The organism is Arenibacter amylolyticus (assembly GCF_002150785.1).
Lineage (GTDB): Bacteria > Bacteroidota > Bacteroidia > Flavobacteriales > Flavobacteriaceae > Arenibacter > Arenibacter amylolyticus.
Map to the genome: position 1 here is coordinate 447,013 of NZ_MTAZ01000004.1, position 21,720 is coordinate 468,732.

Here is a 21,720-nt window from a genome sequence, read left to right on the forward strand (position 1 = left end):
GCTATTTTATCCCATGCAGGGGTAAGAGACCCTTTGGTAGCTGGCCCCACACCCTATTTAATTGTAAATTTATTAGTAACTTAATAGCATGAAAGGACCACTGTTTTACGCTAAGATCCTGCTTTTCGGGGAATATGGAATTATAAAGGATTCCAAGGGACTCTCCATACCGTATAATTTCTATAAGGGAGCATTAAAGGCTACCAATAAAGATACCGAACAAGCAAAGAAATCGAACGCCAGCCTGGTAGCATTTGCCCAGTATTTGGAAAAGATGCAGGAGGAGAATGCAGATTTGGTGCGTTTTGACCTGGAGGCCCTAAAGCGCGACTTGGAGGAGGGGATGTATTTTGACAGCTCCATTCCACAAGGATACGGAGTAGGAAGTAGTGGGGCATTGGTTGCTGCCATCTACGATAAATACGGGATCGATAAGATTACGGTCTTGGAAAATCTTACACGTGAAAAACTTCTGAAGCTAAAAGCTATTTTCGGGAAGATGGAATCCTTTTATCATGGAAATTCCTCGGGCTTAGATCCTCTAAACAGTTACTTAAGCCTTCCCATCCTAATAAACTCCAAGGATAATATTGAGTCTACCAGTATCCCATCCCAAAACCTAGATGGTAAAGGAGCCGTATTCTTATTGGATAGCGGTAGTATTGGTGAAACTGCGCCCATGGTGAACCTGTTTATGGAGCAAATGAAGCAGGAAGGGTTTAGGACCATGCTTAAAAATCAGTTTATAAAACATACGGACGCCTGTGTGGAAGATTTTATCACAGGTAATATTAAAAGCCTTTTTGGAAACCTAAAACAGCTATCCAACGTAGTGCTAGATAATTTTAAGCCCATGATTCCCGCAGAGTTTCATAAGTTGTGGAAACAGGGCATAGAGAGCAATGAGTACTACTTAAAATTATGTGGTTCCGGTGGCGGTGGCTACATCTTGGGATTCACGGAAGATATCCAAAAGGCTAGGAAGGCACTAAAAGACTATAAATTAGAAGTAGTTTATAACTTCTAAGATGCCCAGCTATGCTTAGTAGAAAAAATAAGCTCTTACTGTTAAAGTTTTTGAGCTTGTTTTCCGTTATTCGTGGTTATAACATCCTAATGATAGTGTTGGCCCAGTACTTGGCCTCCATTTATATTCTTGCTCCAGACCTACCCCTTAAGGAGGTGGTCCTAGATATAAATCTCTTTGTTTTAGTAGTGGTGTCTGCCTTGGTGATTGCAGGAGGATATATCATTAATAACTTCTACGATGCGGAGAAGGACCTTATTAATAAGCCAAGGAAAAGTATGTTAGACCGCTTGGTGAGTCAGCGTACCAAGCTCACCACTTATTTTGTGCTTAATTTTCTCTCCGTTTTTTTTGCTAGCTATGTGTCCTTTAGGGCGGTGTTGTTTTTTTCGGCCTATATTTTCGGAATCTGGTTTTACTCCCACAAACTAAAAAAGGTAGCATTTTTAGGGAATTTTGTATTTGCTACCTTGGCTATTGTGCCATTTTTTGCGGTTTTCGTGTACTACAAAAACTTCGATACCGTAATTTTTGTGCATGCACTCTTTTTGTTTTTGTTGATCTTGGCCAGGGAAATCGTAAAGGATCTGGAAAACATTGCCGGGGATTTGGCCCAGAACTACAAGACCATTCCAATTTTGCACGGGGTGGCCTTTTCCAAAGCCTGCATTACTATCCTTATGGTGCTTACTCTAGTGCCTTCCGTTTTATTGATTAGGTACTTTGATGTAGGCTATATGTACCTCTACTTTATTGCTTGTATCTTTTTTCAGATTGGATTTTTGGTATTGTTGAGCAAAGCCACCACCAAAAAGCATTTTGTTTGGCTGCATGCTATTTTAAAGTTGATTATTATAACCGGGGTTTTTAGTATCTTGTTGATCGATATAGATCTTGTTTTAAATAGAATTATACACTAAGCGCGAATTAGGGAAGCATTCTCACGGTGATACAGTTTCCTTGTATTACCTTTGTATCAAATTAATTAAGTATGAGTAGGTCAAGTTCAAGGGACGATAAGAAGGCATCAGGAAGACAGGGTGGTAACTATCGGAAGAAAAGTTACGCCAGGGGTAATTCTCCTATAAAGAAAAAGAATGATCCAAAACCGCCCTCCGATCCCAATGTGATGAGGTTGAATCGATATGTGGCCAATAGTGGTGTGTGCTCTCGTAGGGATGCAGACATCTATATTGCTGCCGGGAGTGTTACGGTAAATGGGAAACCCATTACAGAAATGGGATATAAGGTAAAGCTCACCGATGAGGTGAAGTTTGATGGACGCTTATTGAATCCGGAAAAAAGAGAATATGTGCTGTTAAACAAACCGAAGGATTTTGTAACCTCTTCCAAGGATGAGTACGGGAGGAGAACCGTTTCTTCATTAATTACGCAAGCCTCCAAAGCTAAACTGACCCCCATAGGGAAAATGGATAAAACCACCACGGGGCTATTGTTGTTTACCAATGACGGGGAGATGCAAAAAAGGCTTACCAAACCCAAAAACGGGCTTCGGAAAATATACCATGTGGAGCTCAATAGAAACCTTAGGGGAGAAGACCTCCAGAAAATCAAGGAGGGGGTTATGGTAGACCAGAAAATAGTGCGTGTAGATGATATCAGTTATATAGATAATTCCCCCAAAAAAGAAATTGGTATAGAGCTTAGAAGTACGCGTAGTAAAATTGTACAACGTATTTTTGAGGAATTGGAATACGAGGTGGTTAAATTAGATCGTGTGGTTTATGCCGGTCTTACCAAAAAAGATTTGCCTCGTGGACATTGGAGATACCTTACCAAGCAGGAAGTAATCAATCTAGGTATGATCAATTAAAAGTTTATTGAGTTCGTAAAAATGCCCTTGAGACTATCTCAAGGGCATTTTTATTTTATACAGCCTTATTTTATCTGGAATGTAAGGAGAAATTGCCCACAAGAAATAAATACATATCTTGCGTGCATGAAAAAATTCCTTATTATTTTGTTGGCAGTACCGCTCCAGATGATGGCGCAGGAGGTGCCTGGATCCGTAGCCTTTTGGAATACCTTAACTACCCATTGTGGCAAAGCCTATGAAGGCGAAATTATTGCCGGTGGTAAAGCCGGGGATGGTTTTACAGGAGAGAAATTGGTGATGCACGTACGTGCCTGTGGCAAAAACGAACTTAGGATACCTTTTTTTGTAGGCGAGGACAAATCTAGGACCTGGGTACTTACCATGGATGAGAATAATCTAATTCAGTTAAAACACGACCATAGGCTTCCAGACGGGACCGATGATGAGGTGACGATGTACGGCGGACGTAGTACGAATACTGGATTGGCAGACATTCAATTTTTTCCTGCAGATCAGTTTACCTCTAACTTAATTGCCTATGCTTCCAATAATGTGTGGTGGATTACGGTGGACGATACTTCCTTTACATACAATTTGAGGAGAATAGGGACGGATCGGTTTTTTTCCGTGAAGTTTGACCTAACGAAGGAAATTGCAACTCCCGGGGCCCCTTGGGGAAGCGAGGAATAAGCTATAGGGTTTCTCAAAATTCCGAAGCAATCATAGCATGGAGCGATTGGTTGTAGGGGACTTTGCTTAGGCCTGATTATTTTCATAATCTTGTTGGTATACTAACTGCCATCTAATAAATAGTTTAGCAAGGATGAAGGAAACATTTGCGACCAAGATTATAAGGTTTAATAAAGAACTCAACTTTTCCCAAGATTTGTATAAGGGAATACAAGTGATGAACCCTTTTCAGGATAACCCCGAAATCCTAGAAATCACAGAGGCTTTTTACGGTAAATTCTATAATGATACCCATAAAAGGAAGCTGATTGTTGGTATAAACCCTGGAAGATTGGGTGCTGGGATCACAGGAATTCCTTTTACAGATTCTAAAAGGCTCAAAGAGGTTTGCGATATTGACATAGCCTCGGTAAACAGTCATGAACCTTCTTCGGTCTTTGTATACGAGGTTATTGAGGCCTATGGGGGCGTAGCGCGCTTTTATAGGGACTATTTTATCAATTCCATGTTTCCCCTTGGGTTTATCCAACAAAACGCCAAGGGCAATTGGGTAAATTGTAACTATTACGATTACCCAGCGTTGTTTGAGCAAACCAAGCCATTTATTGTAGAGAATCTTAAAAAGCAGCTTGCCATGGGAGTAGATACTTCAAATTGCATTGTACTGGGAAAGAAAAATGCAAAATACTTGAAGGCTATCAATACCCAGGAAAAACTATTTGATACGGTTACGGTATTAGATCATCCCCGGTATATTGTGCAATACAAATCCAAGGAGAAAGAAAGATACCTTACCGAGTATCTATTGGCATTGCAATAGACCTTTCACTTATTGGAAATAAGCATTAAAATAAAATGCCCCTCTGGCCAGAGGGGCATTTTAAGTGTATGTTGGTCTTTGCTTTAGTACAAAGGGATATGGTTAGGATATCCGATCCATTTTTCTACGGATGTCTGCCAAGCATAAATTCCCCAAACTTCCCTTATGGGTGTGTTTTATATCTTTCTTGGGGGAGAAAGTTCCTTCATTGATTTCCTTCCCCATTTTTTTATAGGCGTCCCTAAACGGAACTCCGCTCAACACCAATTCGTTTAATGTGTCTACACTAAATAGATAATCGTATTTAGGGTCTTCTAAAATGGAGTGGTTTACCCGTATCTCGCGCAAGCTAAAAGTGAGGATTTCCAAACAGGCTTTAAGGTCTTGGATGGCGGGGACAATGACCTCTTTTACTAGCTGAAGGTCCCTGTGGTAACCACTAGGTAGGTTATTGGTGATAAGAATTAATTGGTTGGGCACCGCCTGTAGTTTGTTGCACTTCCCCCGAACCAGTTCAAAAACATCCGGATTCTTTTTATGCGGCATAATGCTACTGCCTGTAGTAAGTTCGTCCGGAAAGGAAATAAAATTGAAGTTTTGGCTCATATAGAGGCAGATATCCATTGCCATTTTAGACAAGGTGGCGGCCACGTTGCTCATTCCAAAAGCTGCCGCTTTCTCTACCTTACCCCGTCCCATTTGTGCAGAGACTACATTGTATTTCATGCTTTCGAAACCCATTTCTGCGGTGGTGAAATCGCGGTCTATTGGGAACGAACTCCCATAACCGGCTGCACTTCCCAGCGGATTTTGGTCTGCTACTTTATACGCTGCATCCACAAAATATAGGTCATCAATCAAACTTTCCGCATAGGCAGAAAACCATAGTCCAAAAGAAGAGGGCATCGCAATTTGTAAGTGCGTATAACCTGGGAGTAGCACGGTTTTGTATTTGTCGGCCAAATTTAATAGGAGGTCAAAGAGGACTTTTACTTCGCTCTTTATTTCCGCTAGTTCGGTTTTAAGGTAGAGATGCATGGCTACCAGCACTTGGTCGTTCCTAGATCTTGCGGTATGGATTTTTTTACCCGTATCGCCCAGCTTCTTGGTAAGCACATACTCTATTTTGGAATGCATGTCCTCAAAATTGTCTTCAATGACAAACTTTCCCTTTGCGATGGTTTTTGCAATATTGTCTAGTTCCCGTACCAGGTCATCCGTTTCCTTTTGGGTAAGGAGGCCAATTTTCCCCAGCATTTTGGCATGCGCCTTAGAGGCGATTACGTCGTATTTTGCGAGTAGTAGGTCTAACTCCCTATCGTTCCCTACTGTAAAGTGATCAATTTTCTTGTCCGTGCTAAAGCCTTTGTCCCAAAGTTTCATTTTCTATGTATTTACTTCCCCTAGGTGGGAAACTGTTTAGTGTTGCTTGCTATATTCTCTTTTTGCTCACCACTTGGGTGAATCCCAACAATCCTATTAGTATCCGTAGAGCGTTAGTTGTTATCTATTAGAAACCCCTTCAGAATCTTGATATATAGGTCTATTCCCTCTTCTATTTCGCTAAGATAAATAAATTCGTCCGCAGAGTGGGAGCGGGTACTGTCCCCTGGTCCCAATTTTAGGGATTGGCAATATAAACAAGCCTGATCCGAAAGGGTAGGGGAACCATAAGTCTTTCTGCCCAATGCCAATCCAGACTGTACCAAAGGATGGTCTTTAGCGATGGAGGAAGAATTTAAGCGTAAGGATCTTGGGGTCATCTCACAAGGGGCTTCGGCCGCTAAAATATCCGCAATTTCCTGATTGCTATAGCGGTCGTTTACCCGAACGTCTATCACCAGGTCTACATGCCCTGGCACTACGTTATGCTGATTGCCAGCTTTTATTTGGGTTACCGTTAGTTTTACCTCCCCCAATACTTCGGATACCTTGGGAAATTTATAATCTTTAAACCACTGAAGCACCTCTATGGTATTGTAGATGGCATTGTTGTTATTAGGATGTGCGGCATGTGAAGGGGTGCCGTTCACCTTACCATCAAAAACTACCAATCCTTTTTCGGCGATGGCCAATTGCATCAGTGTAGGTTCCCCTACAATAGCTACGTCAATTTTTGGAAGAAGGGGTAGCATACTGTTAAGTCCATTAGGTCCGGAGCTTTCTTCCTCTGCTGAGGCAACTATTATTATGTTGTGGCTTAGGTTTTCCTTGTCGTAAAAGTGGGTGAAAGTTGCCAATAGAGATACTAGGCAGCCCCCGGCATCGTTGCTTCCAAGTCCGTATAGCTTGCCATCTTCCACATGCGGATTAAACGGGTCTCTGGTATAGGCAGAATTGGGTTTAACCGTGTCGTGGTGCGAATTTAACAGGAGGTTGGGCTTGTTGGCATCGTAGTGTTTGTTAAAGGCATAAACGTTGTTTTTCTCCCTTTTAAAAGGGATGTTAAAATCGCTTAACCAATTTTCAATGGCCGCAGCTGTCTTATCTTCTTCGGAGGAAAAAGACTGAATGCCGATCAACTGATGCAGTAAATCAATGGCTTTTTCCGTTCGTTGTTTTTGATCCATAGTTATTTATAAGGTAATTGTGGTATACAAGCTGGCATCTGGGGCTAACATGCTTATATCCCCAATGCACACCTTGCCTACACTTTTGTGAAGCGCATGAAAACAATTTTCCAATTTAGGAAGCATGCCATCCGCTATAATATTCTTTTCCAATAATTCTTGATAGTTGCCAGGTTCCAGGTGTTTTACCACGGAATCCTCGTCCGAGATATCCATTAAAACTCCTTTTTTCTCAAAGCAGTAATAGAGGGTGGTGTCAAAAGCATCACTCATTCCAATAGCAACTTCCGAGGCAATGGTGTCTGCATTGGTATTTAAGAGCTGCCCTTCCCTATTATGGGTGATGGCGCAGAAAACCGGCGTAAAGTCGGCTTGTAGCAATTGATAGATGGCCAAAGTATTTACTTCTTCCACATCCCCGGCAAATCCGTAATCAATATCCTTAACGGGGCGTTTAACCGCTCGGATGGTATTGCCATCTGCCCCGCTCAATCCTATGGCATTGGTGCCACGGGCCTGTAGTTTAGCAACAATGTTTTTATTGGCGAGTCCGCCATAAACCATCGTAATTACCTTTAGGCCTTCGGCATCGGTTATACGCCTACCGCCCACCATTTTAGAGGTTATCCCCAATTTCTCTGCAAGTTGGGTGGCCAGTTTTCCGCCTCCATGTACCAATATTTTTGGACCTTGCATGGCCGAAAAGGCATCGAGGAATTTATGTAGTTCCCCTTCGTTTTCTATAACGTTCCCTCCAATTTTTATAATGGATAATTTCTTTTTCATAAGCCTTTACCTACTTCTCCCACGGGAGCAATAGGGGTGTTTTAGTGAATGTTACTACTTCATATAGACCGGTATGGGTCCGTTAGTTTAGCTGTCTAAGCCCTTTAAGAGCTTTTTTAGCACTATTTGTGCTGCATAGGTCCTGTTATTGGCCTGTTCTATAACTAAGGATTGATTACCATCCAATACCTCGTCTGCGACTATAACATTTCTTCGTACCGGCAGGCAGTGCATAAATTTTGCTTTACCCAACTTCTTGGAGGTGATAGTCCAGTTCTTATCCTGGTTTAACACCTTTCCATAATCTTGGTAACTGCTCCAGTTCTTTACGTATACGAAATCGGCATCTTCCAATGCCTTGTCCTGGTCGTATTCAATCTTCGTATTCTTGGTGATTTCAGGGTTTAATTCATATCCTTTGGGGTGGGTGATCACAAAATCGGCCTCCTGCAACTGCATCATTTCCACAAAGGAATTTGCTACGGCATGGGGGAGTGCTTTTGGATGAGGCGCCCAAGATAGTACCACCTTGGGTCTTTTTTCGGGTTTGTTTTCCGAAAGGGTAATGGCGTCTGCCAAAGCCTGTAAGGGATGGCCAACAGAGCTTTCCATATTAATAACCGGGATTCCAGCATATTTCTTAAAGCCATTGAGTACTATTTCGGCTTCGTCCTGTTCCTTGTCCGTTAGGCTTGGGAAAGCGCGTATGGCTACCAAATCACAATACTGGGCCACAACTTGTGCAGCTTCCTTAATATGTTCGGAAGTTCCCTGATCCATTACCGTACCGTCCCCATATTCCAGGGCCCATCCTTCACTGCCAAAATTCATTACCATCACTTCCAATCCAAGGTTTATTGCTGCCTTTTGGGTACTGAGGCGGGTTCTTAAGCTGTTATTGAAAAATAACAGGCATATGGTTTTTCCAGCACCCAGTGCTCGGTGTTGCAAGGGTGCCGCTTTAAGGGATTTCGCTTCTTCTACCCATTGGGGAAGCGAGTCTATGTCTTGTAAGGATAAAAAATGTTGCATGTGTTTATTTTATAGTGGTAAAAGCTGTTTTGTTTTCTATGGCATCTATAATGAAATGATCCTTGAGGCCATTTACGATCCAGGTTTCTATATTAGCCTTATGTGCAATGGTGGCAGCTTCTATCTTAGATTGCATCCCTCCGGTTCCATGGGAGGAAGTGGAGTGATTTACTTCTTTACTGAGGTCAGACAGACTATGGACCTGTCTAATGGTCTTGGGATCCTTGTTGTCCAAGGATTCCTTGGTGTAAATTCCGTCCGTATTGGTGGCAATAATCAATAAGTCGGCCTTTATCAGGGCCGCAGTGAGCGCTGCCAGCTTATCGTTGTCCCCAAATTTTATCTCGTCCGCTGCCACGGTATCGTTTTCATTGATTATCGGGATAAAATTATTGGCCACCAATATATTGATGGTGTTGCAGATATTCTCCCTGGAGATTTCCCTTTCAAAATCTGAATAGGAAAGCAGGCACTGGGAGGTGAAAAGCCCCAATTCCCTAAAATTCTCCTGAAAAATGCGCATTAGGTGGGGTTGTCCAATGGAGGCCAAGGCTTGTTTAACGGTTATCTCCTGCCCATTGTGTTCTAGTTTTACAAATTGTTTGGCGGCTGCAATGGCACCAGAACTCACGATGATAAACTCGTATTGGTCACTTAGTTGGGCAATTTGTCGCCCAATATCCTCAATTTTTCCCCGTGAAATGTGATCGGTTTCCTTGGTGAGGGTGTTGGACCCAATTTTCAATAATATCCTTTTTCGTTTCATGTGCTTGCTTTTTAACCGATTCCCTTTAAGGGTGATGGTGCCGGGCAGGGCATGGGGTGTGCCCAATGCGTAATGCCATCTGCCTACAATTCTTTTTTCAGGGCTTCAAAAAATACATCTAAATCTCCCTTGGTTATATTGAGTGCAGGTAGTATTCGCAATACGTGTTTGTCACTGGCCCCACCAGTAAACATACGTTGGTTGTGAATTAGTTTCTTTCGCAGTTCTGCCACCTCAAAATCAAATTCTAATCCCAACATCAGTCCCATGCCCTTTACCTGTTTTACTTGTGGGATGGTTGCGGCCTTTTGCTTAAAATATTCATAGAGGAGAGCCGAATTCTCAATGAGCTTCTCTTCTTCCAATACCTCTAAGACCGCCAAGCCTGCAGCGCAGGCCAAATGGTTTCCTCCAAAGGTAGTACCTAAAAGTCCATAGGAGGCTTTAATACTTTCGTGGATTAGCACGCCACCAATAGGAAATCCGTTCCCCATTCCCTTGGCTATGGTAATGATATCTGGTTGTATGTTGAAGTGTTGAAAGGCAAAGAATTTACCACTTCTACCGTAGCCACATTGTACCTCGTCCGCGATGAGAAGCACTTGGTGCTCCTTACAGAGTTTAGCGATGTTTTCATAGAATTTGGGGGATGGCATATCTAAACCACCTACCCCTTGAATGGTTTCTATAATTACGGCACAGACATCCCCTTTGCTGATTTCTGTGATAAACGCCTGCAAATCATCAAAGGGAAGAATGGTAGCTTTCTGCTGTTTGTTGATGGGGGCATTTATTTTTTCATTGTCGGTGACTGCAACTGCTGCCGAAGTACGACCGTGAAATCCATGTTTAAAAGAAATGACCCTGGTTTTCCCATTTTGGAAGGAGGCTAGTTTTAAGGCATTTTCGTTGGCCTCTGCACCAGAATTGCAAAGAAAGAGATTGTAATCCTCGCAATTGGAAAGGCTGCCTAATTTGGCGGCCAGCTCTTTTTGCAGCGGGTTTTGCACCGCGTTGCTGTAAAATCCTATTTTATCTAGTTGGTCTTTTAACCGAGTGATATACGTGGGGTGGGCGTGTCCTATGGAAATTACAACATGACCTCCATAAAAATCCAAATAGTCCTGTCCCTTATCATCGGTAACTACAATTCCCTTTGCTTTAACCGGGGTTACATCATAAAGGGGGTATACATCAAATAATTCCATTTCTTTTACTACTTATTGTCTGCTGGTGCATATATCCACCAGCATATTTGTTATAGGATTAATCCTTTTTAATTTCATTTATTTTATCAAATGAAGCTACAATTCCCCTAATTAAGGAGGAACTAAGGCCTTGGTGTTCCATTTCGTTAAGTCCGGAAATGGTACATCCCTTTGGGGTGGTCACTTTATCTATCTCGGACTCTGGATGGCTTTCCGACTCTATTAATAGGCTTGCCGCCCCGTTACACGTATGCATGGCCAGTTCTTGTGCTTCTTTGGCATCAAAGCCCAACTGTATGGCGCCTTGGGTGGTTGCACGTATCAGTCGCATCCAGAAAGCGATTCCACTGGCGCAGATTACGGTGGCAGCTTGCATCTGTTCTTCGGGAATCTGGAGGGAATGCCCCATTCTGTTGAAAATAGTTTTGGTGAGGTCTATGCGCTCTTTTCCTTTTTCGTTGCTACAGATACAAGTCATAGACTTCCTAACGGAAATAGCGGTGTTTGGCATGGCTCTAATGATATAGTATTTAGACCCAATAATTTCTTCCATTCTGGCAATACTGAAACCGGTAATGGTTGAAATAACCACATGCCTTTCCGTAAGAAGGTCCTTTACCTCCGATAGGATTTTCGCAAAGTGCCCTGGTTGTACGGCAAATATCAAAACGTCGGCTTTGGAAACGGCTTCTTTGTTATCGGAAGTGATAAGAACGTTGTCATAGCTTTCAAATTCCTTAAGATCGGCCAAATTTCTCTTGGTGAGTACCATGGAGGTGGCTCCATTGGTGCTCAAAATACCGTGGGCAATGGATATTCCCAAATTTCCCGCTCCAATTATGGCTATTTTCATTTCCTCTTATTTTAGGTTGGTCCGATAGGAGCGCCTTTCCATGGCGACCTTTCGTGAAAAGTTTGATTTATTGGTCTTAAAAAGAGCTCGTTTAATGATAAAATCCTAAACGAGCCCTTGGTTTTATGTTATTAAAATACGCCTGCCTTTAATTGCAAGCCGGCATCTTCTTCCCATCCGAAGGCCAAATTCATGTTTTGCACTGCTTGCCCAGACGCTCCTTTTAATAGGTTGTCCAAGGCAGAGGTAATTAAAAGGGTGTTGTTGTGCTTGTGCAAATGAAGGTGGCATTGGTTGGTATTTACCACTTGTTTTAGATGGATGTTTTCTTCCGTAACCTGGGTAAAGGCAGCCTCTTTATAAAAATCGGAATATAGCTTATAGGCTTCTTCCAAGCTTCCGTTGAATTCCGTATAAGCGGTTGCTAAAATCCCTCTGGTAAAGTTCCCTCTATTAGGTAAGAAGAACAATTCTCCGGTGTCTTTCTGCAAGCTGTGCAGGCTTTCCTCTATTTCCCCAAGGTGTTGATGCGTAAAGGGTTTATACCAAGATACATTGTTGTTTCTCCAGCTAAAATGAGCGGTTGGGGCAAGGCTGGCTCCTGCACCGGTACTTCCTGTAACGGCATTAATATGGACAGGCTTATTTAATAACTCTGCCTTTGCCAATGGCAACAAGGCCAATTGAATGGCAGTAGCAAAGCAACCTGGATTGGCAATGTATTTTGCAGATTTAATTTCCTCCTTCTTAAGTTCTGGAAGCCCATATATAAAGGTCTTTCCATCCAAGAGAGCATCTTCGGCCAACCTAAAGTCATTGCTGAGGTCTATAATTCTGGTATCCTCGGAAAAAGGGTTTTCTTTTATAAATTTAGTGGAGTTCCCATGTCCTAAACATAGAAAAACGACATCTACATCCGGATTTACCGTTCCTGTGAAGCTAAGATCCGTGGTGCCCAAAAGGTCAGGATGGGCAGTAGTTATTTTTTTATCGGCTCTCGTGGTACTATAGACGAAGTCTATTTTTGCTTTGGGATGGTTTAAAAGTATTCTAATAAGTTCCCCGCCGGTATACCCCGATCCTCCTATAATTCCTACCTTAATCATCTTGTTGATTTACGTGATTGTATATTTTTCCAGGATTGGATAGTATTTTAATAAATCCTTTGGCATCCTCTGCCGTCCAACCTTCATTCATTTCCCCATAACTGCCAAAAGAGGCGTTCATTAAATCGTGGGGAGAGGAGATTCCATCCAATTCAAATCTATACGGGTGAAGCGAAACAAAAACATCCCCGGATACATTTCTCTGGGTATCCGTAAGGAAGGCCTCTATATTTCGCATTACCTCGTCCATGTAGTTTCCTTCGTGCAATAACATGCCATAGAAACTGCCTTGTTGTTCTTTTTGATATTGTTGCCATTTGCTTAGGGTATGTTTTTCCAACAAATGGTGGGCCTTAATTATAATTAGGGAGGCGGGGGCTTCAAACCCTACTCTTCCTTTAATTCCGATGATGGTATCACCTACGTGGATATCTCGGCCAATGGCATATTTGGAGGCGATGGCTTCCAATTTTTCAATATTGTTTACCGGACTGTCATGCTCGCCATCCAAGGCAATTAATTCTCCCTTGTGGAAGCTTAATTTAATCTGGGTGGGTGTTGTTTCCTGTAACTGACTTGGAAAGGCATTGTCTGGAAGGGGTTTATGGGAGGTGAGTGTTTCGTCCCCTCCAACAGAGGTGCCCCAAAGACCTCTGTTAATAGAGTATTTGGCCTTTTCCCATGGATAATCTACTCCATTGCTCTTTAGATATTCTATCTCTTCTTCCCTAGACAGCTTATTATCCCTGATAGGGGTAATAATCTCTATCTCTGGCGCTATGATCTGAAATATCATATCAAAACGCACCTGGTCGTTCCCAGCTCCGGTACTCCCGTGCGCAATATATTTGGCCCCTACTTTTTTAGCGTAATTTACTATTTCTATGGCCTGGACAATTCGCTCTGCACTTACCGATAGCGGATAGGTGTTGTTCTTTAGGACATTGCCAAAGATCAAATATTTAACCACCTTGTCATAAAAGGTCTGTACGGCATCAATGGACGTATACGAGGTAGCACCAAGTTCCAATGCCTTCTTGTGAATACTGGCTATTTCCTCCTGGGAAAATCCTCCGGTGTTTACACTTACGGCATGTACCTCAAAACCTTTGTCCTTGGATAAATATTTTGCACAATAAGAGGTGTCCAATCCTCCACTGTAGGCTAAAACTAATTTTTTCATTTTACTCTTTTATATAGTTGTTGGGATGGCGATGGACGCCTTCCCTTATTTAGGTTTCTTGCTTAAAAATAAACTTTCCTTTATGCTTTTCAATCGTTTGAAAGCTTTGGAATTTAATTTTTCTGTATTGGGTGATTTGGTTTTTGGGGCCGGGTCATAGAGCATTCCGGTGCAAAGACACATTTTTTGCTCCGTCCTAGTGAGAATATCAAAGTTCTTGCAGGTTTGGCATCCCTTCCAGAATTCTGGATCTGTAGTGAGCTCTGAAAAGGTGACCGGTTTATAGCCCAATTCGTAGTTCATTTTCATGACCGCTAATCCCGTGGTGATTCCAAAAATCTTGGCATCGGGAAACTTTTTTCTAGAGAGATTGAAAACCTCTTTTTTTATCCTTTTGGCCAAGCCTTGATTTCTATAATCGGGATGTACGATGAGTCCGGAGTTGGCTACAAATTTTTCGTGCCCCCAAACTTCTATATAGCAGAAGCCTGCGAACTTTTCCCCGTCTAATGCAATAACTGCATTGCCGTTTTGAAGCCTTTTCTTGATGTATTCTGGAGTTCGTTTTGCGATTCCAGTACCCCTTACCTTTGCCGAATCGTCAATTGTTTCGCAGATGACTTCGGCGTATTTAAAATGGGAATCGTTAGCAATAACAATCTTCATTGAATGTTGCTTTAAAATTAGAAATTAAGTACTGATGGTTTTCTTGAGAGGGGAAATGGACTCACCTATTTCCATAACAGAATGGCACCCTTACGGGCGACGACGTGTACGCGTAGTTAAATTAGCAAGGTTGGTAACCTCTATAATGCTGTATATGTGTGTAGTTCTGTTCATTACTGAAGTCAAAAGTACAAATAAATTTTATTTATCGCATTCTTATTGTCAATTTTTGTGAAATAGATAATCTGTAGATTTCAATCTAACTATTTCATAAATCATAAAGCCGTAAACTGCTATATATTCAAAAAGCAATAGGAATCCGTTTTCTTTATAGGCCTCATTGGAATAGGCAAAGTAGCTTAAAACGATGGTTAGGGACCATACGATGGGGAATCTAAACTGGGTGAAGAGGGTAAGGGCAATTAGGAATATCACATACCAGGGATGCACCGTTGCAGATAGAAAATAGTAGAGGCTAAGAATCCATAACATAGAGGCAACTAGGCTATTAACGGTTTGGTTGCTCCTTATAAAAGTTAATAAGCCAATCCATGCAATGGTAATTATTGGGACAATCATGCCATAGGTTTTAATTAGTTCCCAGGGTTTAGCACCCCAAAACTCTGCTATATATTTTACTAGATTATAGAAGCCTGCATTAAATTCGAAATTTGAAAACCACAACCCTATTGTCTGAGAGTAATTGGAGATAAACTCTGGAGAGTAAAAGGGGAGTGCTAATAAAAGGATCACCCCTCCCACCCATGCATAAAAGTAGATGCTTTTTCTAATTCCAAAGTATTTTAGGAAAAGGGGGAGAAACATTAAGGGGACCAGCTTAATGGAAATGGAAAGGGCGAATACTACTGCAGCAACCTTCCATTTTTGTTGATGGAGTAGGTACAATGCCCAGACAAAAAAGAAGAGCATAACACCTTCAAAATGAAGATTCCCCGTTAGCTCCAATATCACCAAGGGGTTCAGGAAATACCAAAATATAAGGTGAGTGGATTTATTTAGTTTTAAGAGGAGCTTGCGCCCAAAGAAGACAATACCCAGATCAGCTAGGATTATAAAGATGCGCATAATCATTACACTACCTAAAATACTGGGGCCTGCCAGGAAGGTAGAGATGGCAAAAATCACCTGGTTTAATGGGGGGTAGTTGCTAAAGTTAGAGGCACTTAGTTCTCCCATGCCATTGTAGAGATCCATGGCGTGGGGAATGCTGTGGTGTACCTCCATAAGCAGGTCTTTGGGTAAGTGTAGGTAGGGGTTTATCCCATGAATGATCAATTGTCCATCCCAAATAAACCTCAGGTAATCCTGTGAAAGGTTGGGTTCGGCGAAGAGGAGGATAAAACGGAACAGGGTACCGGCAATTAGCAAAAATTTAAAATTCCATTTCTCTAACTGAATAAGTTTATAGCATATAAAAAACAGCGCTGCATACAGGCAAATCAACTTTACAAAGTCGGTCCTAGGCAATTGATAACCAAAGGCACTGTAAAATAAGATGGAGGTCAACACCATTATCATTGGAAAGCGGTGAAGTTTCCAATAAGAAATGGCTTTGTGGATCATAGGGACAGTATCTTAAATGGGTGGGGCAAAATGTACCCCCTAATTAAATTAAAATCAAATATAATTAAATAGGGTTAATAGATGTGGACTGGGGGCGCAAGAAAGTGGGGTGCAGTCTAGCCCGACTTTGTTGTATGAGGTAAAGGTGAAATAGAAATTCGGTTCCTACCAAGTGGTAGAAACCGAATAATTATTTTATAAAATGATTGCCGTAAGCAATGCTGTTATTGCTACGCTAGGCGCGTGCAAATAGGGATTTGAAAAAGACATATCCAAAGCCTAGGAAAAGCATAAAATGAAATGGAAACAGCCCAAAGTCGTTTAAGGGGATGGCGCTGTACATGCCAAAAAGAAAGTAAAGCATTAATAGGGCTTCCAGTATCATATTGGGAGACAGTTTGGTGGTTAGGTATTTATTGCCTTTCCAGCTGTCTTTTACGCTTTTTAGGTTGAATTTAGGGGTCCTTACAAATTCACTTCTTTTTCCCATATGTCCTTCTAACACGGCTATGGAGTTGTGCAGGGAAAACCCTAGCGCAACCGAGAAGAAGGTGAAGAAGATTTTAATGTACTCCACAAAATTGTCCAGACCACTTCCCTGTATGCTTTTGTAGGTAAACCAGTAACATACAAAGAGGATGATGGTGCTAAGTATAAAAAAGTTGGTAGCTTCAAAGATCCATCCCAAATCCTCGTAGCTGCTTTTAATATACATCATGGGGATGCTTAAAATGGCTACCAAGAATACGCATAGGAACATGGAGCTGTTAAGCAGGTGCATCACTCCATGGAATTTGGTTTTTAAAGGAATATTCTTTGCGGATATTACATTCAAGACCGTCTTTCTAAAGTTTTCTGCCCCTCCCTTGTTCCAACGGAATTGCTGGGAGCGTGCAGCACTGATGACCACGGGAAGCTCTGCAGGGGTTTCCACATCTTCCAGATACTTAAATTTCCAATTCTTCAACTGGGCACGATAACTAAGGTCTAAATCTTCCGTAAGGGTATCTCCCTCCCAGTTTCCTGCATCCAAGATGCATGCTTTTCTCCAAATCCCGGCGGTACCGTTAAAATTGATGAAATGCCCCTTTGCATTTCTACCCACCTGCTCTAAGGTAAAATGGGCATCTAGGGCAAAAGCTTGAATTTTGGTGAGGGTAGAATATTCCCGGTTGATATGTCCCCATCGGGTCTGTACCACTCCAATTTCTTGATCTTTAAAGTAAATGACGGTTTTCTTTAACCAATCACTGGCAGGAAGGAAATCTGCATCAAAAATAGCGATAAACTCTCCTTTGGCCGTAATTAAGCCTTCTTTTAGCGCGCCTGCCTTAAAGCCTTTTCTGTTGGTTCTACGGATGTGTTTTATGTCCAATCCGGTTTCCTGTAAAGCCTTTATCCGTTTGGCGGTATCCAATACGGAATCGTCCGTGGAATCGTCCAATACTTGTATTTCCAACTTGCTTTTTGGATACTCCAATTTAGCAATGTTGTTCAGGAGACGCTCCATTACATATTCTTCATTGTAAACTGGCAGTTGTATGGTGACCGTTGGAATCTCCTTGGGGTCTAATAAATTGTATTTTGGGGCTTCCTTGTTCCTTCTTTTGTTTCCCAAGTAATTGACCAATAGGTTTAATTGAGCCAAACTGTAGAAGAAGATCAACAATAAGGATACACTGTAAACGGTGATAATAAGATATGAAATATATATTCCCATTTTTTTATTTTATGCTGTATTTAAATATCCAGCCAAGAATTTTAACGCCTGCAAAGATAGTTCCTTTTAAGGTTCCTGAAACTTTTGAGACCCCAATTCTTTTTTTGTAACGAACTGGTACTTCGGTGTATGTGAAACGTTGCTTTAGTATTTTTAATTGCATCTCCACGGTCCACCCGTAAGTTTTGTCCTCCATTTGGAGTGCCATGAGTACAGGGTACTTTATAGCCCTAAAAGGACCGAGGTCCGTATAAGTGGCACCAAAGAACCATTTCATTAGGGTGGTGGCAAGCGCATTGCCAAAAACCTGTTGGGGGGTCATGGAGCCCTCTTCCCTCAAGGCTTTTACCCTGCTGCCTATAACCATGTCCATATCGCTCTCCAAAATAGGTTGTACCACATTAATTAGTTCCTCGGGATAGTCCGAGTAGTCTCCATCCATAAATACGATAATATCGGGGGGTGTGGATTGTTGGGAGACGTAATTAATTCCCGTCAGGCAGGCGTATCCATACCCTTTTCGGTTCTCGGTAAGGACCGTAGCTCCCGCAAGCTGTGCGTTTAAAGCGGTGTCATCCGTGGAATTGTTGTTCACTACAATTACTTCCGAAACTATTTCAGGAATGTCCTTTATTACCTTGGCAATGGAATTAGCCTCGTTATAAGCCGGGATAATTACCTTGATGACCTTCATGGAATTTGGGGAGTGGGAACTTTCAGGGGTAGAGTCCATTTATTTTATATAACTGTAGGTTTTTTTTTTTGAGCCGATTTTAGTGGTGCGTTCAATGATGTGAAAATTTAAAAAGGGGCAAAGGTAGCATTAGTTTTATGATTTTTTGTTCATCAATTCCATTAAGTCCACATCATTGCCCAAAAGCACATCCGTGGGGTTAATCCTGCCTTTTAAAGGGCCATTTTCAAGTTTTAAAACGCCTCTGGGGCAAACGGCAGAACAGATGCCGCAACCAACACAACTAGATCTAATTATATTTTCTCCTTTCTGGGCATAGGCTCTTACATCTATCCCTTGTTCACAGTACACGGAGCAATTGCCACAGGAAATACATTGTCCGCCATTGGTGGTGATTCTGAAGCGCGATTTAAATCGCTGTACAAATCCTAGGTAGGCGGCAAGGGGGCAGCCAAAACGACACCAAACGCGGTTTCCGAAAATGGGATAAAATCCAGTACCTATCACCCCTGCAAAAAAGGCGCCGATTAATAAACTGTAGGTGTTCTGTACACTTTGGGTTCTTATGCCCAATACGGTTCCAGACTCGGTGAAAAAACTGTACAGGGTCATCAGGGTCATTCCCACTGCGAAAACCAATACGCCATGCACCAGCCATCGTTCTACTTTCCATGAGAATAATGATTTACTGGAGTGTTGTCGGTAGGGGTCCCCTAGGGTTTCGGCCAAGCCCCCACAACCACATACCCAGGAGCAATACCATCGCTTGCCAAAGAAATAGACCATCACCGGAACAATAATTAGGGTGAGTACAATGCCCCAGACCAGAATAAACAATCCTATGCCGCCACTATTAAGGAGTGACCTTAGGTTCCATTGAAAAAAGAAATCATAATCCAGGGGAAAGGCATTCTTAAAATCGTAGTACGGCATTTGGAGTCGCACCATTATTTCCGGAATCAGGAAGGCAAAGACGATTTGAAAGAAAAGTACCGAGGTGGTCCTGACCATCTGGTAGGCATTGTGCCGGTACTTAATGTACATGCGTGCGGCCATTACCGTCATCACGGTGGTGTACATAAATCCGTAAACAAACCAATGTCCGGCAGGATTTCCACTTAGCCATTGGCTAATAGGATCTACGGTGTAGGTCCAATTCACTGCGTATTCTGGCCGGAAATAGAGCAAGAGGTAAAAGGTGATTAAGTACACAAACACCAACCAGGCAATCCAGCCTCTGCTAGTGGAGTTGCTGTGATAAATACCATTGTTCTTAATTCCTTTCTTGCCTAATAAAATGGCGTCTGGGAGAATAAATAGCAGGGCCCCAATAATGCCTAGACCAAAGGTAAGGAACCACATCAATACTTTGTTGTTAACCAAAAAGCCTTCCCCAGAAACTTTAGCCAAATTGGCAACCATATCGTGGGGGCTTACATACATAATTTTATTGTATTCTTTGTCCTTTCGGTGTTGGGTGTTGGCATCCTCCAGTGCTTTGATAACCGTTGGGGAAAAGGTGCTCAGGCCATTGAAGGTTTTCCCAACCACTTTACGTTCCAGTTCTTGGACAAATACTTCGCTTCGGATGTTTTGGTTCTCCGCTACCGTTGCCAGGTTATCGGCGCTCAATGTAAAGCTGCCGGTTAGCGGGAGAAGGGAAAATATTCCAAGTCCCACCAAAAAAAGGACTAGCCCTATATGCTTTATCGTTTTCATGGGTATTGGGTTAAGCTTTACTGAAAATTCGTTTCCAACTTTTCTTTTTTGGGTTAATGTTGGTGCCAAAGATGTTGTTGTAATGGGCTACGATATCTTTCTCGTATTGGGAGTAAAATTCTGGATCAAAATTGGCATCCTTTAAATATTCCAAGACCGACTCTACCGACCTTTTTTGAGTGAGCCATCGGTCCACTATTTCGTGTCGCATTCGTATTCCAAGGGTATTGATACCCAAGAATTGTCTGCTTTCTTTGTGAAAGGCGATGGTTATGCAAATTTTTTCTTTGGGGTGTCGCCAATGAAAATGCTCTTCGTATTCTTTTTTAACCGCTTCGGGAAAAACCCAACCATAGGTTTGGTATTCGATGTCTAGAAATTTAGCGGAATTAAACCAATGCCCTGGGTTGTAGGGAGTCTTTCGGCCACAGATGGTTTGGGCCAAGGCTTCACCCATCATTCTACCAGTATACCATACCGCCTCCACGGGCCTACGATTTCCTTTGGGCTGGTGTTGTTCGGCACAATCACCAATGGCATATATATCCGCAATATTGGTTTCCAAATATTGATTTACCTTAACGCCTTTGCCTAGGGATATGCCAGAATCCTTTAAGAAGTTGATGTTTGGTGACACTCCCGCGGTTAAACCAACTACATTACAGGCAATGGTTTCCCCTTTGTCCGTAGTTACGGCCTTCACCCTTCCATGCTCATCGGAAACAATGGTTTCTAAATTGGTATTCAGTTGCAAATCGATATGGTGCTCGCGAATGTGCTCGTTAATCATTTGGGATTCTCCCTTCGGGAGTACAATATTCCAAAAGCTGTCTTCACGGACCAAAAAAGTAACGGGAATGTCCCTACTTCGTAGCATTTCGGCCATTTCTATCCCTATTAATCCCCCGCCTACAATTACCGCACGTTTGCAGACTTCGTTATTGGGGGCATTTGCTTCCAGCATTTCCAGATCTTGTTTGGAATATAAGCCCTGTACCCCTTTTAAATCCTGTCCTGGCCATCCAAATTTATTGGGATTGGAGCCAGTGGCTATAATCAGCTTGTCAAAATTGATCTCCTGCAAGTTTTGGAGTATAAGTTTTTTGTTCTCCGTATCCACGCGCTCTACATAAGCAGTAAGTAGTTCGATACGGTTTTTTTTCCAAAACCAGTTTTCATAGGGTTGGGTATGTTCAAACTTCATATGGCCCATATAGACGTACATAAGTGCTGTACGGGAAAAGAAATAGGCATTTTCATTGGAGATAACGGTAATCTTTTTATCCGATAGTTTTCGGATATGGCGGGCCGCGGTAATCCCTGAAATTCCGTTTCCAATAATAACAATGTGTTCCATAGATGAATGGTTGTATAGACTATGTCGGAATTAAACTGTGGAACTTAAAATATCCTCTCTAATTTAGTCAGGATATGGTTCCTTTTAGGGGTGTTTACCTCA

General features: G+C 42.1%; 20 protein-coding genes. 5 read left to right on the top strand and 15 right to left on the bottom strand.

Annotated elements, in window-relative coordinates; translation table 11 throughout:
- The first annotated feature begins 88 nt into the window (after positions 1-88).
- The 5 genes from BV214_RS02635 (at position 89) to BV214_RS02655 (ending at position 4,374) form a co-directional block, all read left to right on the top strand.
- Complete coding sequence (locus BV214_RS02635) at positions 89-1,027, top strand: mevalonate kinase family protein (protein ID WP_086475911.1); 939 nt, start codon at positions 89-91, stop codon at positions 1,025-1,027.
- 11 nt (positions 1,028-1,038) lie between these two features.
- The gene (locus BV214_RS02640; protein WP_086475912.1) at positions 1,039-1,947 is read left to right on the top strand and encodes a geranylgeranylglycerol-phosphate geranylgeranyltransferase; all 909 of its coding nucleotides are present in this window, start codon (positions 1,039-1,041) and stop codon (positions 1,945-1,947) included.
- A gap of 71 nt (positions 1,948-2,018) precedes the next feature.
- Positions 2,019-2,861, top strand: coding sequence for a pseudouridine synthase (locus BV214_RS02645; protein ID WP_086475913.1), 843 nt, complete (start codon positions 2,019-2,021; stop codon positions 2,859-2,861).
- Positions 2,862-2,987: 126 nt separating this feature from the next.
- A complete protein-coding gene (locus BV214_RS02650; RefSeq protein WP_086475914.1) occupies positions 2,988-3,554 on the top strand; it encodes a hypothetical protein in 567 nt (188 codons plus the stop codon).
- A 133-nt stretch (positions 3,555-3,687) separates the two neighbouring features.
- Complete coding sequence (locus BV214_RS02655) at positions 3,688-4,374, top strand: SMUG2 DNA glycosylase family protein (protein ID WP_086475915.1); 687 nt, start codon at positions 3,688-3,690, stop codon at positions 4,372-4,374.
- A 102-nt stretch (positions 4,375-4,476) separates the two neighbouring features.
- Here BV214_RS02655 and argH read toward each other — a convergent pair whose 3' ends face one another.
- The 15 genes from argH to BV214_RS02730 form a co-directional block, all read right to left on the bottom strand.
- On the bottom strand, positions 4,477-5,757 hold the full coding sequence (argH, locus tag BV214_RS02660; protein WP_086475916.1) for an argininosuccinate lyase: 1,281 nt from the start codon (positions 5,755-5,757) through the stop codon (positions 4,477-4,479).
- Between the two features lie 113 nt (positions 5,758-5,870).
- Positions 5,871-6,944, bottom strand: coding sequence for a M20 family metallo-hydrolase (locus BV214_RS02665; protein ID WP_086475917.1), 1,074 nt, complete (start codon positions 6,942-6,944; stop codon positions 5,871-5,873).
- Between the two features lie 6 nt (positions 6,945-6,950).
- On the bottom strand, positions 6,951-7,730 hold the full coding sequence (gene argB, locus BV214_RS02670; protein ID WP_086475918.1) for an acetylglutamate kinase: 780 nt from the start codon (positions 7,728-7,730) through the stop codon (positions 6,951-6,953).
- An 87-nt stretch (positions 7,731-7,817) separates the two neighbouring features.
- The gene (locus tag BV214_RS02675) at positions 7,818-8,762 is read right to left on the bottom strand and encodes a Rossmann-fold NAD(P)-binding domain-containing protein (protein WP_086475919.1); all 945 of its coding nucleotides are present in this window, start codon (positions 8,760-8,762) and stop codon (positions 7,818-7,820) included.
- 4 nt (positions 8,763-8,766) lie between these two features.
- Positions 8,767-9,528, bottom strand: a complete 762-nt coding sequence (proB, locus tag BV214_RS02680) for a glutamate 5-kinase (RefSeq protein WP_086476023.1) — start codon at positions 9,526-9,528, stop codon at positions 8,767-8,769.
- Positions 9,529-9,611: 83 nt separating this feature from the next.
- Entirely contained in the window at positions 9,612-10,736 is a 1,125-nt protein-coding gene (locus BV214_RS02685; RefSeq protein WP_086475920.1) for an aspartate aminotransferase family protein, read from the bottom strand.
- A gap of 58 nt (positions 10,737-10,794) precedes the next feature.
- Entirely contained in the window at positions 10,795-11,589 is a 795-nt protein-coding gene (proC, locus tag BV214_RS02690) for a pyrroline-5-carboxylate reductase (protein ID WP_086475921.1), read from the bottom strand.
- Positions 11,590-11,720: 131 nt separating this feature from the next.
- On the bottom strand, positions 11,721-12,695 hold the full coding sequence (gene argC, locus BV214_RS02695) for an N-acetyl-gamma-glutamyl-phosphate reductase (protein WP_086475922.1): 975 nt from the start codon (positions 12,693-12,695) through the stop codon (positions 11,721-11,723).
- The gene (gene argG, locus BV214_RS02700) at positions 12,688-13,878 is read right to left on the bottom strand and encodes an argininosuccinate synthase (RefSeq protein ID WP_086475923.1); all 1,191 of its coding nucleotides are present in this window, start codon (positions 13,876-13,878) and stop codon (positions 12,688-12,690) included. The genes argC and argG overlap by 8 nt, the downstream gene beginning before the upstream one ends.
- A gap of 45 nt (positions 13,879-13,923) precedes the next feature.
- Positions 13,924-14,544 (bottom strand): GNAT family N-acetyltransferase, encoded by a 621-nt coding sequence (locus tag BV214_RS02705; RefSeq protein WP_086475924.1) that lies wholly within the window; start codon positions 14,542-14,544, stop codon positions 13,924-13,926.
- A 222-nt stretch (positions 14,545-14,766) separates the two neighbouring features.
- Positions 14,767-16,128, bottom strand: a complete 1,362-nt coding sequence (locus BV214_RS02710; protein ID WP_086475925.1) for a mannosyltransferase — start codon at positions 16,126-16,128, stop codon at positions 14,767-14,769.
- A 235-nt stretch (positions 16,129-16,363) separates the two neighbouring features.
- Positions 16,364-17,848 carry a cellulose synthase family protein gene (locus BV214_RS02715; protein ID WP_086475926.1) on the bottom strand — a complete coding sequence of 495 codons (1,485 nt, stop codon included), beginning with the start codon at positions 17,846-17,848 and terminating at the stop codon, positions 16,364-16,366.
- A gap of 4 nt (positions 17,849-17,852) precedes the next feature.
- Positions 17,853-18,542 carry a glycosyltransferase family 2 protein gene (locus tag BV214_RS02720; protein WP_086476024.1) on the bottom strand — a complete coding sequence of 230 codons (690 nt, stop codon included), beginning with the start codon at positions 18,540-18,542 and terminating at the stop codon, positions 17,853-17,855.
- A gap of 135 nt (positions 18,543-18,677) precedes the next feature.
- Complete coding sequence (locus tag BV214_RS02725; RefSeq protein WP_086475927.1) at positions 18,678-20,261, bottom strand: 4Fe-4S binding protein; 1,584 nt, start codon at positions 20,259-20,261, stop codon at positions 18,678-18,680.
- Between the two features lie 10 nt (positions 20,262-20,271).
- Positions 20,272-21,618, bottom strand: a complete 1,347-nt coding sequence (locus BV214_RS02730; RefSeq protein WP_086475928.1) for an NAD(P)/FAD-dependent oxidoreductase — start codon at positions 21,616-21,618, stop codon at positions 20,272-20,274.
- Positions 21,619-21,720 lie beyond the last annotated feature (102 nt).

Excerpts from the sequence above, each read along its gene's own strand:
- BV214_RS02635 (WP_086475911.1), top strand. The coding sequence starts at position 89 with ATGAAAGGACCACTGTTTTACGCTAAGATCCTGCTTTTCGGGGAATAT.
- BV214_RS02640 (WP_086475912.1), top strand. The coding sequence starts at position 1,039 with ATGCTTAGTAGAAAAAATAAGCTCTTACTGTTAAAGTTTTTGAGCTTG.
- BV214_RS02645 (WP_086475913.1), top strand. The coding sequence starts at position 2,019 with ATGAGTAGGTCAAGTTCAAGGGACGATAAGAAGGCATCAGGAAGACAG.
- BV214_RS02650 (WP_086475914.1), top strand. The coding sequence starts at position 2,988 with ATGAAAAAATTCCTTATTATTTTGTTGGCAGTACCGCTCCAGATGATG.
- BV214_RS02655 (WP_086475915.1), top strand. The coding sequence starts at position 3,688 with ATGAAGGAAACATTTGCGACCAAGATTATAAGGTTTAATAAAGAACTC.
- argH (WP_086475916.1), bottom strand. The coding sequence starts at position 5,757 with ATGAAACTTTGGGACAAAGGCTTTAGCACGGACAAGAAAATTGATCAC.
- BV214_RS02665 (WP_086475917.1), bottom strand. The coding sequence starts at position 6,944 with ATGGATCAAAAACAACGAACGGAAAAAGCCATTGATTTACTGCATCAG.
- argB (WP_086475918.1), bottom strand. The coding sequence starts at position 7,730 with ATGAAAAAGAAATTATCCATTATAAAAATTGGAGGGAACGTTATAGAA.
- BV214_RS02675 (WP_086475919.1), bottom strand. The coding sequence starts at position 8,762 with ATGCAACATTTTTTATCCTTACAAGACATAGACTCGCTTCCCCAATGG.
- proB (WP_086476023.1), bottom strand. The coding sequence starts at position 9,528 with ATGAAACGAAAAAGGATATTATTGAAAATTGGGTCCAACACCCTCACC.
- BV214_RS02685 (WP_086475920.1), bottom strand. The coding sequence starts at position 10,736 with ATGGAATTATTTGATGTATACCCCCTTTATGATGTAACCCCGGTTAAA.
- proC (WP_086475921.1), bottom strand. The coding sequence starts at position 11,589 with ATGAAAATAGCCATAATTGGAGCGGGAAATTTGGGAATATCCATTGCC.
- argC (WP_086475922.1), bottom strand. The coding sequence starts at position 12,695 with ATGATTAAGGTAGGAATTATAGGAGGATCGGGGTATACCGGCGGGGAA.
- argG (WP_086475923.1), bottom strand. The coding sequence starts at position 13,878 with ATGAAAAAATTAGTTTTAGCCTACAGTGGAGGATTGGACACCTCTTAT.
- BV214_RS02705 (WP_086475924.1), bottom strand. The coding sequence starts at position 14,544 with ATGAAGATTGTTATTGCTAACGATTCCCATTTTAAATACGCCGAAGTC.
- BV214_RS02710 (WP_086475925.1), bottom strand. The coding sequence starts at position 16,128 with ATGATCCACAAAGCCATTTCTTATTGGAAACTTCACCGCTTTCCAATG.
- BV214_RS02715 (WP_086475926.1), bottom strand. The coding sequence starts at position 17,848 with ATGGGAATATATATTTCATATCTTATTATCACCGTTTACAGTGTATCC.
- BV214_RS02720 (WP_086476024.1), bottom strand. The coding sequence starts at position 18,542 with ATGAAGGTCATCAAGGTAATTATCCCGGCTTATAACGAGGCTAATTCC.
- BV214_RS02725 (WP_086475927.1), bottom strand. The coding sequence starts at position 20,261 with ATGAAAACGATAAAGCATATAGGGCTAGTCCTTTTTTTGGTGGGACTT.
- BV214_RS02730 (WP_086475928.1), bottom strand. The coding sequence starts at position 21,618 with ATGGAACACATTGTTATTATTGGAAACGGAATTTCAGGGATTACCGCG.